The following is an 11,335-nucleotide window of genomic DNA, read 5'->3' on the forward strand; positions in this document are numbered from 1 at the left end:
CTTCCTACGTCACGCACGCTCTTTACCGGCTCCGCGCGGCCCAGGGAGTACTCGGGCTGCGCAAGAAGTACGGCGACGCTCGTCTGGAAGCTGCCTGCAGGAAGGCGATCACAGTCGGCGACCCGTCCTACCGCACCGTCAAAGGGATCCTGGTTGCCGGCACCGAGACCGATTCGGAGCCGCGGCCTTCCTGCACGGCCCCGAGGGACTGTTCGCCGTCGCTGTCCCCACCCAGATGCCCGGCGAGGTCCACGACGACCAGGACCGCGGTGACGCCGAGGAGGCCGTGCGATGAGCGTGAGGACCACCGCCCTGCGCGACTCGCTCAAGACCCGGAAGGCGAGGTGTCCCAGTTCCCCCCCTTCTGGGCCTGGGTGAGGCGGGCGTCGAGCGTTTCCAGCGTCCCCGAAAGCTCGCGGCGGGTGATCTCGTCCTGGCAGAGGACCAGGGCGCCGACGTCCACTTCGCCAAGACCAGCCGCATCCTGGCCGATCTCGCCGGCGGCCACGCGGACCGTACCTGGGACAAGCGCATCCGCGAACTCATCCGCCCCGACGTTCTCATCCTCGACGACTTCGCCATGCGTCAGCTGTCCCCGTCCCAGGCCGACGACCTCTACGAACTTGTCTCCGAGCGGCAGGGCCGGTCCTTGATCATCACCAGCAACAGGGCACCCAGCGACTGGTATCGCCTCTTCCCAAACCGGCCGTCGCCGAGTCACTCCTGGACCGTCTGATCAACGCCAGCCATCAAGTCATCATGAACGGCCCCAGCTACCGGCCCAACAAGCGCCCCAAGAACGTCACCGACAAGCCACCGGATTGACTCACTTGACCCGCCTCCGAGACCGTCACCGGCGAGTCGGCCGACGCTTGCGCGGCTGCAGCCAGTGGCGCAGAGCCGCGACGTTGCGGATCTTGGATGCCGCGATCCCTGCCGTTTCGTGAGGGCCACGATGGAGTACCCACAGGGGTGACCAGCGCCTGCGCCCACTCCGATCAGTCCAGCGGACAGCGGGGAAGTCGGTGATCTCCGTGATGCTGCTTCGGGGGATGGTTCGCGTCCGCAGGTAGCCGCGTACCGTCAGTTCGGTGTTCCTACAGGTAACGCGGAGCCGGTACCCCCGGACAGCGATGATCACCGAGCCGCAGAGGAACACGCAGGCCGACAGGCGCGGGAACGCGGCGGTGGTCTGGGCTGCGTAGAGGATGGTCACGGCGGCTGGAAGCGCACCCAAGCTGCTGTTGGCTACGCGGCCCCATCTCGATGGCGCCAGTTCCATGACGACCCCCTTCGCTGCCGGAGAACGAGTGTACGAAGACGCGTTCTGCTCGGGGGCGCCAGCGCCGGTTTGGAAGATCGCGCACCCGGACTGTGGGTAAGGCGCCCGCTTTCCAACTGCGGGGGTGCCGCGTGAGGCCGCGTTCAGAGCCATTCACCTGGGTTCCTGGGCGGCCCGCTCGTGGGCTGCGCCCGGCTCTTAGTCTCACCTGAACGGTCGTGAACGGGGCTGAACGAGACGGAAAGTGAGACGGACGTCCGGTTGGGACTCGCTGCAGAGTCGCGGGCGGCTGGCCTCAGAGAACGCTCCACAGGTTTCGGCTGTAGGGGAGGGGACTGCCGGTGTCACTGGCAGGTGTAGGCGGATTGATCATCCTTGCCGCAGCAATCGCGATCGCGGGCTGGCGGTCGAAGCGGAGCACCAACCGTGTGATCCGTCAACCGATCGTGTACCGGACCATCGCTGGAGACGGTTCCACAGAGGACTTTGACTTCACAGCTCGTCCCTCCACTGCGCGGATCACGGCGCGTGGCGAGGCGCTAGCTTTCACCATCACCAGACAGCACATGGCGGGATCGGGATCAGCATGGTTTGAGCCGACGAGTCCTCTCACTTTCGAGCTGGATTCTGGCGATGGCCATCCGGCCCGTGATCCAGACCGGCGCCGTGGTCATGGACGGCATCTTCGAGCGCGCCCCGGAGCAGTAGTCACGCAGATAGACACGCAACACAAATCAGGGCCAGCTACTCACGTGAGTAGCTGGCCCTGACCTGGTGTTTCAGCTGTCGGGGTGGCGGGATTTGAACCCACGACCTCTTCGTCCCGAACGAAGCGCGCTGCCAAGCTGCGCTACACCCCGATCGTCGCTGCTCGTCGCGGCGACGTCGTTTACTTTAGCCCACCGGTGGCTTGAGACGAAATCCGGTTTTGCCGCGGTGGCGGATGGGGTTCGGGCGGGCGTGGTCGAGGGCGATCAGGAGGATCGCGAGGGCGTAGAAGGAGAGGCCGAGGAGGAGGGCGTTGCCGAGGACGTTCTTGTAGCCGTGGAGGTCCACGTCCAGGAAGGGGTAGAGGTAGCGGCCGCCCGTGCCCGGAGGGATCAGTTCGCCTCGGGTGAAGGAGAAGAGCAGGTACGCCAGGGGGTACAGCAGCCATGACGCCGCCTGGCGCAGGTGCAGGCGGCCGGGGGCCGTCAGCAGGAGCCAGTCCGCCAGGGCCGCCGCGGGGATCACCGTGTTCAGGAGGTGGGTGGTCACCGCGTGCCAGCCCGTCGGGTTCGCCGCCGCGCCCGTGAGGGAGAAGGGGCTCGACGCGTTCGCCAGCAGCAGGTGGTACACCAGGGCCGTGATCGTGATGTAGAGGAGGGCCGCGCCTGTCACGGATGACGGCAGGGGGCGGCGGGCGGTCCACGCCCTGCGGGCCGACAGCAGGAGCACCATCGCCAGCAGGATCGTGCTCTGGATCGAGAAGTGGCTCAGCGTGCGGATCGGGCTGCTCAGGACCAGTTCGATGGTCACGGCCGCGGCGGCCGTCAGGGCCACCAGCACGCGGTAGACGGCGGCCACGGGGTGGCGTACGGGTGCCACCACCGCCGTGGCGGGGACGGGGGAGCGCAGGAAGGCGGGCATGCCCGGGACTGCGGGGAGGTCCGGCATGTCCCTCGGTATCGGCGCGGTCATGCCCTCACGTTAGGCAGAACCGGCAAAAGGGGCGATACGGGCGGGCCGTGCGGGTTAATCTGCCCGATACGGCCTCGCACGGCCTCAGTCGTACGGCGGTCCGCCGGCCCCTACTCCCGGCCGACCAGGGTCAGCAGCGTCACCTCGGGCGGGCACGCGAACCGTACCGGCGTATAGCGGCTCGTCCCGCACCCCGCCGACACGTGCAGGTACGACCTGCGGCCCTCCGCCTCATGTGTGGACAGGCCCTTCACGCGGTCCGTGTCCAGGTCGCAGTTGGTGACGAACGCGCCGTAGAAGGGGAGGCAGATCTGGCCGCCGTGCGTGTGGCCGGCGAGGATCAGCGGGTAGCCGTCGGCGGTGAAGGCGTCCAGGGCGCGGAGATACGGGGCGTGTACGACGCCCATGGAGAAGTCGGCCGCGCCCGACGGGCCGCCGGCCACCTCCGCATAGCGGTCCCGCTTGACGTGCGGGTCGTCCAGGCCCGTCAGCTCCACCGACACGCCCTCGATCTTCAGCATGCCGCGCGTGTTCGTGAGGTTCTGCCAGCCCGCCGCGTCGAAACCGTCCCGCAGGCCCTTCCACGGGTTGTGCACGACCCCCACGGCGGGCGCGTTGCCGTTCAGGCCGTGGCGGCCCTGGGTCTTTTCGTACAGGTAGCGGGCGGGGTTACGGAATTTGGGGCCGTAGTAGTCGTTGGAGCCGAAGACGTACGCGCCCGGGAACTCCATCAGCGGGCCCAGCGCGTCCAGGACCTCGGGCACGCCCTCCGGGTCCGACAGGTTGTCGCCCGTGTTGATCACGAAGTCCGGGCGCAGACCCGCCAGCGAGCGCAGCCAGCGCTGCTTCTTGCGCTGGCCGCCGACCATGTGGATGTCGGAGACCTGGAGCACCCGCAACGGGCGCATGCCGGACGGCAGGACGGGGACCGTCACTCGTCGCAGCCGGAAGGAACGGGCTTCGAAACCAGCCGAGTAGACGAGACCGGCGGCGCCAACCGCCGCGATCCCCAGGGGAACTCCGTATCGCGCGCGCATGCCTCCATCGTGTCAGATCACGAAGGCATCCTTGACCGGGCGCCCGCCACCCCGTAGAGCCGGGCGCCCGCCACCCCGTAAATGCGCGGGCACCCCCCGCCCCGCACCTGCGACAATCAAACGCATGACCACGCTCAAGTCGAAGCTGCAGGAAGACCTCACCGCCGCCGTGAAGGAGCGCGACGAGCTCCGCTCCTCGACGCTCCGGCTGACGCTCGCCGCGATCACCAAGGAGGAGGTCGCGGGCAAGACGAAGCGCGAGCTCTCCGACGACGAGGTCCTGAAGGTGATCACCAAGGAGGCGAAGAAGCGCCGCGAGGCCGCGGACGCCTTCGCCCAGGGTGGTCGCGCCGAGTCCGCCGAGCGGGAGAAGGCGGAGGGCGAGGTCCTCGCCGGGTACCTGCCCAAGCAGCTCAGCGACGACGAGCTGAAGGACATCGTCGGCCAGGCCGTCGAGGAGGCCAGGGCGGCGGGCGCCGAGGGGCCCCGGGCCATGGGTGCCGTCATGAAGATCGTGAACCCCAAGGTGGCCGGCCTGGCCGAGGGCGGCCGGGTCGCCGCGGTCGTGAAGAAGCTCCTCGCCGGCTGAGACGAGCTCCTGGTCGGCTGGGAACGGCACCTGGCAGTCGTACGAGAGCCCGGTCCCGCGCAATCGGCGGGACCGGGCTCTCATCTCCGGGCGTCAGCTCTCCGTGTACGCCTCCGGGCGTCAGCCGCGCCCGCCCCCGTTGCCGTTGCCGTTCCCGTTGCTCGTGCCCTGGATGAAGTTCTCCGGGATGGAGAAGGTCGGCGTCGGGAAGGTGGTGTTGCCGTCGTTTCCGCCGTCGTTCCCACCGTTGTCGTTGCCGCCGTTGTCATTCCCGCCGTTGTCGCCGTCGTCGTTGCCGTCGCCCTTTTCCTTCGGCGGGTCCGGGATGTAGACGAGGTTGAAGCTGGGGGACTCCCTGCCCTCCAGCGCGCCGCTCATCATGTCGCGCCAGATCGGGCCGGGGACCTTGCCACCGAACACCTTTGCGTTGTACACGCCGCCGATGGTGATGTTCTGCATCTTGCGCTTGTGCGCGGGGTCGCCGACCCAGACCGCGCCGGCCATGTTCGGCGTATAGCCCACGAACCAGGCCGCGTAGCGCTCGTCGGTCGTACCGGTCTTGCCGGCGCTGGCCCGGCCGCCGCCGAGGCCCGCCTCCGAACCGGTGCCGTCCTCGACCACGCCCTTGAGGAGCGTGTTGATGGTGTCCGCGGTGTTCTCCGACATCGCCCGCGAGCAGGTCGACTTCGGCACCCGGAGGGACTTCGACTGCTCGCCGACCCGCTGGGTGATCGACTCGATGGCGACCGGGGTGCAGTACATCCCGCGCGAGGCGAAGGTCGCGTACGCGTTCGCCATGGTCAGCGGGGACATCTCCTGGGTGCCCAGGGCGATCGACGGGGCCTGCTGCATCTTGCCGCCGTCGGCGCGCGCCACGCCCATCTTCGCGGCCATCTCCGTCACCGGGCAGATGCCGATGTCGCTGATCATCGACACGTAGTAGGTGTTGACCGACTTCGCGGTCGCGGTCTTCATGTCGTACGGGCCCACCTCGGAGGTGTTCTCGTTGGTGACCGGGACGCCCTTCTCGTTCCAGACCTTGCCGTTGCACGCCTGGACCGGGGCCGGGTAGTCCATCTTGTACGGCGAGGGGTACATCTTCGTCGCCGGCATACCGCCCTCGATGGCGGCCGCGGCCACGATCGGCTTGAACGTCGAACCGGGCTGGTAGCCGGCTCCGCCGCCCATGGCCGCGTTGACCGAGAGGTTGAGCGTCGTCTCGTTCTTCTTGTTGTTGATGCCGTACGGCCGTGACTGGCCCATCGCCAGGATCTTGCCGGTGCCGGGCTGGACGATGGTCGCGGCGGTGGCCACGTCGTCGTCCTGGTAGACGTGCTCCTTGATGGAGTTCTGCGCCGACTTCTGGGCCTGCGGGTCCATCGTGGTCTTGATCGTCAGACCGCCCTGGTTCCAGACCTTGGCCCGGGCCTCCTTGGTCTTGCCGAAGACCGGATCGGTCAGGAAGACCTCGCGGACGTAGTCGCAGAAGAAGCCCGCGCCCTTGACCGCGGTGATGCAGCCGTTCTTGGGCTTGCTGACCTTGAGGCCCAGCGGCTGCTCCTTGGCCTTGTCGGCCTCCGCCTGGGAGACGTCACCGACCTCGGCCATGCGCTGGAGCACGGTGTTGCGCCGCTTGGTCGCCTCGGCCTCGTCGTTGACCGGGTCGTAGCGGCTCGGGGACTGGACGATGCCCGCGAGCAGGGCCGACTGCTCGAGGTTGAGGTCCTTGGCGTGGGTGGAGAAGTAACGCTGGGAGGCGGCCTCGACGCCGTAGGCCTGCTGGCCGAAGAAGGTGATGTTGAGGTAGTTCTCGAGGATCTTCTTCTTGCCGAGTTCCTCTTCGAGCTGGATCGCGTACTTCAGCTCGCGGATCTTGCGGCCGATGGTCTGCTGGGTGGCCTCGGCGACCTTCGTCGGGTCGTCACCGGCCTCCTCCACCGCGACGTTCTTCACGAGCTGCTGCGTCAGCGTGGAGGCGCCCTGGGAGACACCGCCGCTCTGGGCGTTCTTGTTGAGCGCGCGCAGGACGCCCTTCAGGTCGACCGCGCCGTGCTGGTAGAAGCGCGAGTCCTCGATCGCCACGATCGCCTTCTGCATGTACGGCGAGATGCTCTTGAGGTCGACCACCGTGCGGTCGCGCGAGTACACCGTGGCGATGGTGCCGCCCTCGCTGTCGAGGATCGTGGTGCGCTGGCTCAGCGGCGGGGTCTTCAGGTTTGTCGGGAGTTCGTCGAAACTCTCCACCGACCCCTTGGCCGCGAGCCCCAGCGCGCCGGCCGCGGGCAGCGCGATGCCGGCCATCACCGCTCCCGCGAGAACACTGACACCGAGGAACTTGGCGGCCTGCTGCGTGGGTGACAGACCGCCGCCCGAGCGCTTCTTCGACATAGAGGGCAGCCTAATCCGTACTCATGAGCGTTCAGAGGGAGCCCATGTCACGGCATGGCGACGGAAGCGGGCACGACCGCGTCGAGCGGGCATGGCGACAGGAGCGCCTACCTTCTCATTCGCCGGACACGCGCACAGGCCTTGGCCTAAGCTGCTCTCAACTGTCACAGCAGTAGGGCCACGTATCAATACGTCCGGCGACCCCGAATCGTTCCGGAGGTTCCCCAACTTTTTTGGTGGGGGCGTGTCCGAATCCGCCTCGTGTGTCATCAGGTGCCCGTTGTGACGCAAGACAAGTGTCCTGGTTTGCCGGGATAGTCATGTATGTCGCGGGCTCACTCCCCCGGGTGATCTGCCGCTTACGCATAGTCCGTTCGGGCCATTCAAGATTGGGCCCGAAGGGGGTGTTGCGCTGTGCCTCCCTTCCGTAACGTCCTCAACTGGCGGCGGTGAATATGCCGCTGCCGCCGTGGGGGAGCCTCGATTCGGGAGAGGACGGCGCCGGTATGGGCTGGGTAGTCGACTGGAGTGCGCAGGCGGCCTGCCGCACTACCGATCCGGATGAACTGTTCGTTCAAGGAGCAGCGCAGAACCGGGCGAAGGCGGTGTGCACCGGATGTCCGGTGCGCACGGAGTGCCTCGCCGATGCGCTGGACAACCGCGTCGAGTTCGGCGTGTGGGGAGGAATGACGGAGCGCGAGCGCCGCGCACTGCTGCGCCGGCGGCCGACGGTCACGTCGTGGCGCAGGCTGCTGGAGACGGCGCGCGTCGAGTACGAGCGAGGGGTCGGCATCCTGCCCCTCGAAGACGACGAGATCTACGAGAACTACGCGGCGGTGGGCTGAGGAGACACCCCTCGAGGACACCCATCGGACCTCGAGGACACCCCTCGGAGCGCTGAGGGCGTACCCCTCGGGTCAGTCCACGGCAGTCTCGGGCAGCTCCGGTTGCCCGGCCGCGAGCCGGTTTCCGATGTTCCGCAGCCCCGCGAGGTCGTGGACATCGCCGGGCAGCGCGGCCACTTCGGCCACCGCCACCTCGGGGTGGAGCGCGGTGAAGCGGTCACGCGTGCGCTGCTCGCGGGAGAGCAGCTGCATACGGTCGGCATGCAGTCTCAGCAGGCCTGCGGTGAGCTGGTCGACGGACCGGTCAGCGGGGTCGGCGGACCGCCCCTTCTCCGTGCGCTCCGAGCTCGGGTTCTTCGAGTCGGCGGGGGAGCCTTCGTCAGGAGCCGGTGCCTCGGGAGCGGGAGATTCTGAACTGCCGTACGTGTCAGGAGAGTTACGAAGTCCAGCTTTCCCGCCCTCCTGATCGACAATGCGGGGCTCTTCAAGATTTTCCGCGGCTTCGGGATTCTCGGCGGTCTCGAGGTTGTCCGCGGTCTCGAGGTTGTCCGCGGTCTCGAGGTTGTCCGCGGTCTCGAGGTTTTCCGCGGCGGCGAGCGCCCGCTCGGCCGAGAGCCGGTCGGCGCCGCTGCCGTGGACCCGGTTGAGCACCAGCCCGGCGAGCGGCATGGCCTCCGCGGCCAGCCGCTCCACGAAGTACGCGGCCTCGCGCAGCGCGTCCCGCTCCGGGGCCGCTACCACCAGGAACGCCGTCCCGGGCGCCTGGAGCAGCTTGTACGTCGCGTCCGCGCGCGTGCGGAACCCGCCGAAGGTCGTGTCCATCGCGGCCACGAACGTCTGGACGTCCTTGAGGAGTTGACCGCCCAGAAGTTTCCCGAGGGTGCCGGTCATCATCGACATCCCGACGTTCAGGAACTTCATCCCCGCCCGTCCGCCGAGCTTGGCCGGGGCGGTGAGCAGCCGGATGAGCCTTCCGTCGAGGAAGGAACCGAGCCGCTTGGGCGCGTCCAGGAAGTCGAGCGCGGAGCGGGAGGGGGGTGTGTCGACGACGATCAGGTCCCACTCGTCCCGGGCCCGCAGCTGCCCGAGCTTCTCCATCGCCATGTATTCCTGCGTGCCCGCGAAGCCCGCCGAGAGCGACTGGTAGAAGGGGTTGTTCAGGATCGTGGCCGCCCGCTCGGCGTCCGCGTGCGCCTCGACGATCTCGTCGAAGGTGCGCTTCATGTCGAGCATCATCGCGTGCAACTCGCCGCTCGCGGAGTCGTCGAGACCCTTCACCCGGCGTGGCACGTTGTCCAGCGAGTCGATGCCCATCGACTGGGCGAGCCGGCGGGCCGGGTCGATGGTGAGCACGACGACCTTGCGACCCCGCTCGGCGGCCCGCAGGCCGAGAGCCGCCGCGGTCGTGGTCTTTCCGACGCCTCCCGAACCGCAGCAGACCACGATGCGGGTACCCGGATCGTCGATCAGCGGATCGAGATCGAGCACGGGGGCGGGAGAAAGACGGCGGTGCCGGTCGTGCGCCTCGGCGTCCGGGCTCATGACATCCCCTGCTTCCGCAGCTCGGTGGCCAGTTCGTACAGACCCGCCAGGTCCATGCCCTCGGTCAGCAAGGGCAGTTCGTGCAGCGGCAGCCCCAGTTCGCCCAGGGCTGCGCGCTGTTCGTGCTCCAGGTCGTACCGCTCGGCGTACTCCTCGGCCTGCTGGATCAGCGGGTCGACCAGCTTCTCGGCGTTGCCCCCGCGACGGGCGCCGCCGAGTCCGGCCGCGGACAGTGCCTTCGCCACGGCTGAACGCTGTGTGGTCCGTACGAGTTCCAGGTCGGTGGCGTCCAACACCTCCGGGCGCACCATGTTCACGACGATCCGGCCCACGGGGAGGTGGGCGGCCCTCAACTCGGCGATGCCGTCCGCGGTCTCCTGGACCGGCATCTCCTCCAGAAGCGTCACCAGGTGGACGGCCGTCTCCTTGGACTTCAGCACCCGCATCACGGCCTGCGCCTGATTGTGTATCGGGCCGATCTTGGCGAGCCCCGCGACCTCGTCGTTGACGTTCAGGAAGCGGGTGATACGGCCCGTGGGGGGCGCGTCCATCACGACGTAGTCGTAGGCGAAGCGGCCGGACTTGTCCTTGCGGCGGACCGCCTCGCAGGCCTTGCCCGTCAGGAGGACGTCTCTGAGGCCGGGCGCGATGGTGGTCGCGAAGTCGATCGCGCCGAGTTTCTTCAGGGCGCGTCCCGCTCCGCCGAGTTTGTAGAACATCTGGAGGTAGTCCAGAAGGGCCAGTTCGGGGTCGATGGCCAGTGCGTACACCTCCCCGCCCCCTGGAGCGACGGCGATCTTCCGCTCCTCATAGGGCAGCGTCTCCGTTTCGAAGAGCTGCGCGATTCCCTGGCGACCCTCCACCTCGACGAGAAGCGTCCGCTTCCCCTCGGTGGCGAGGGCCAGCGCGAGGGCTGCGGCGACCGTGGTCTTTCCGGTCCCGCCCTTGCCGCTGACGACCTGGAGCCTGCTCACGTATTCGAGCGTAACCAGTCGGCGGCGAAGCTAAGCAGGAGGCTGTGGATAACGCGGGGCCGGGCTGTGGGTGAGCGGCGGCTGAAGCAGGGGGGTTGGCGGTGGTTTAGGCCGGGGGTTGGCGGTGGTTTAGGCCGGGGGTGGGCAGCGGCTCAAAGGCAGGGGTGAGCAGCGGCTAAAGTCGGCCGCATGACCAAGAAGTGGGAATACGCGACCGTGCCGCTGCTCGTCCACGCCACGAAGCAGATTCTGGACACCTGGGGCGAGGACGGGTGGGAGCTCGTGCAGGTCGTGCCCGGGCCGAACAACCCCGAGCAGCTGGTGGCGTACCTGAAGCGGGAGAAGACGGCGTGAGCGGGTCGGTCGAGGCGCGGCTCGCGGAGCTGGGGCTGACGCTGCCGTCGGTCGTGCCGCCGCTGGCCGCGTATCAGCCGGCCGTGCAGTCCGGTGTGTACGTGTACACCTCGGGGCAGCTGCCCATGGTCGAGGGCAAGCTTCCGGTCACCGGGAAGGTGGGCGCGGAGGTCACGGCCGAGGAGGCGAAGGCGCTGGCCCGGACCTGTGCGCTGAACGCGTTGGCGGCGGTGAAGTCGGTCGCGGGTGACCTTGACCGGATCGCGCGCGTGGTGAAGGTCGTGGGGTTCGTGGCGTCGGCCTCGGACTTCACGGGGCAGCCGGGTGTGATCAACGGCGCGAGTGAGCTGCTGGGTGAGGTGCTGGGCGACAAGGGTGTGCACGCGCGCAGTGCGGTGGGTGTCGCTGTGCTGCCGCTGGATGCGCCGGTCGAGGTTGAGGTGCAGGTGGAGCTCGTCTCTGCGTAGTGCCGTGCGGCGGCGTGTGCGGGTTCGGTGGGGGCGGGCGTTTTGCGCAGTTCCCCGCGCCCCTTTGTGCCTGCGGCGGCCCGTTTCGGCTCCGGTGGGGGCTTGTGTAGCGCGTGCGGGTGTGTGGTGGGTCGGGGCCGGGGGGGGGGGGGGGGGGGGGGGGGGGGGGGGGGGGGG

Annotated in this window: 11 protein-coding genes, 1 tRNA gene and 1 pseudogene; 6 read left to right on the top strand and 7 right to left on the bottom strand. The window is 68.4% G+C overall.

All coding sequences use genetic code 11. From position 1 onward, the window contains the following. Nucleotides 1-14 precede the first annotated feature (14 nt). Nucleotides 15-200 (top strand): annotated as a pseudogene (locus ACIBJB_RS19295) (IS21 family transposase); the annotation flags it as partial. Between the two features lie 125 nt (nt 201-325). On the opposite strand, the gene ACIBJB_RS19300 reads toward ACIBJB_RS19295, so the two are convergent. Beyond that, nucleotides 326-508 (bottom strand): hypothetical protein, encoded by a 183-nt coding sequence (locus ACIBJB_RS19300; RefSeq protein WP_398932033.1) that lies wholly within the window; start codon nt 506-508, stop codon nt 326-328. On the opposite strand from ACIBJB_RS19300, the gene ACIBJB_RS19305 reads away from it, so the two are divergent. Further along, entirely contained in the window at nt 485-736 is a 252-nt protein-coding gene (locus tag ACIBJB_RS19305; protein ID WP_398932029.1) for an ATP-binding protein, read from the top strand. The two genes, ACIBJB_RS19300 and ACIBJB_RS19305, sit on opposite strands and share 24 nt — an antisense overlap. 1,332 nt (nt 737-2,068) lie before the next feature. Here ACIBJB_RS19305 and ACIBJB_RS19310 read toward each other — a convergent pair. The 3 genes from ACIBJB_RS19310 to ACIBJB_RS19320 all read right to left on the bottom strand — a co-directional run bounded on the left by ACIBJB_RS19310 (nt 2,069) and on the right by ACIBJB_RS19320 (nt 3,999). Continuing rightward, nucleotides 2,069-2,142, bottom strand: a tRNA-Pro gene (locus ACIBJB_RS19310). Nucleotides 2,143-2,176: 34 nt separating this feature from the next. Next, nucleotides 2,177-2,962, bottom strand: coding sequence for a Pr6Pr family membrane protein (locus ACIBJB_RS19315; protein WP_398931973.1), 786 nt, complete (start codon nt 2,960-2,962; stop codon nt 2,177-2,179). A gap of 110 nt (nt 2,963-3,072) precedes the next feature. Further along, nucleotides 3,073-3,999: a metallophosphoesterase gene (locus tag ACIBJB_RS19320; protein ID WP_398931975.1), complete on the bottom strand. Its 927-nt coding sequence runs from the start codon at nt 3,997-3,999 to the stop codon at nt 3,073-3,075. 124 nt (nt 4,000-4,123) lie between these two features. Between ACIBJB_RS19320 and ACIBJB_RS19325 the strand changes: the two genes are divergently transcribed. After that, nucleotides 4,124-4,588 (top strand): GatB/YqeY domain-containing protein, encoded by a 465-nt coding sequence (locus ACIBJB_RS19325; protein WP_398931977.1) that lies wholly within the window; start codon nt 4,124-4,126, stop codon nt 4,586-4,588. A 120-nt stretch (nt 4,589-4,708) separates the two neighbouring features. On the opposite strand, the gene ACIBJB_RS19330 is transcribed toward ACIBJB_RS19325, so the two are convergent. After that, nucleotides 4,709-6,976 carry a transglycosylase domain-containing protein gene (locus ACIBJB_RS19330; protein ID WP_398931979.1) on the bottom strand — a complete coding sequence of 756 codons (2,268 nt, stop codon included), beginning with the start codon at nt 6,974-6,976 and terminating at the stop codon, nt 4,709-4,711. A 506-nt stretch (nt 6,977-7,482) separates the two neighbouring features. Between ACIBJB_RS19330 and wblA the strand changes: the two genes are divergently transcribed. Then, nucleotides 7,483-7,821, top strand: a complete 339-nt coding sequence (wblA, locus tag ACIBJB_RS19335; protein ID WP_020118772.1) for a transcriptional regulator WblA — start codon at nt 7,483-7,485, stop codon at nt 7,819-7,821. Between the two features lie 72 nt (nt 7,822-7,893). On the opposite strand, the gene ACIBJB_RS19340 is transcribed toward wblA, so the two are convergent. Together ACIBJB_RS19340 and ACIBJB_RS19345 are read right to left on the bottom strand one after the other, a co-directional pair. Then, nucleotides 7,894-9,363 (bottom strand): ArsA family ATPase, encoded by a 1,470-nt coding sequence (locus ACIBJB_RS19340; protein WP_398931981.1) that lies wholly within the window; start codon nt 9,361-9,363, stop codon nt 7,894-7,896. Further along, nucleotides 9,360-10,337: an ArsA-related P-loop ATPase gene (locus tag ACIBJB_RS19345; RefSeq protein WP_398931983.1), complete on the bottom strand. Its 978-nt coding sequence runs from the start codon at nt 10,335-10,337 to the stop codon at nt 9,360-9,362. Before ACIBJB_RS19345 ends, ACIBJB_RS19340 begins: the two co-directional genes overlap by 4 nt. A 189-nt stretch (nt 10,338-10,526) precedes the next feature. Here ACIBJB_RS19345 and ACIBJB_RS19350 point away from each other — a divergent pair, with 189 nt between their 5' ends. Together ACIBJB_RS19350 and ACIBJB_RS19355 are read left to right on the top strand one after the other, a co-directional pair. Next, nucleotides 10,527-10,691, top strand: coding sequence for a DUF4177 domain-containing protein (locus ACIBJB_RS19350; RefSeq protein WP_086724107.1), 165 nt, complete (start codon nt 10,527-10,529; stop codon nt 10,689-10,691). Beyond that, nucleotides 10,688-11,158, top strand: a complete 471-nt coding sequence (locus ACIBJB_RS19355) for a RidA family protein (RefSeq protein ID WP_398931985.1) — start codon at nt 10,688-10,690, stop codon at nt 11,156-11,158. The genes ACIBJB_RS19350 and ACIBJB_RS19355 overlap by 4 nt, the downstream gene beginning before the upstream one ends. Nucleotides 11,159-11,335 lie beyond the last annotated feature (177 nt).

The organism is Streptomyces sp. NPDC050759 (genome assembly GCF_044456945.1).
Taxonomy (GTDB): domain Bacteria; phylum Actinomycetota; class Actinomycetes; order Streptomycetales; family Streptomycetaceae; genus Streptomyces.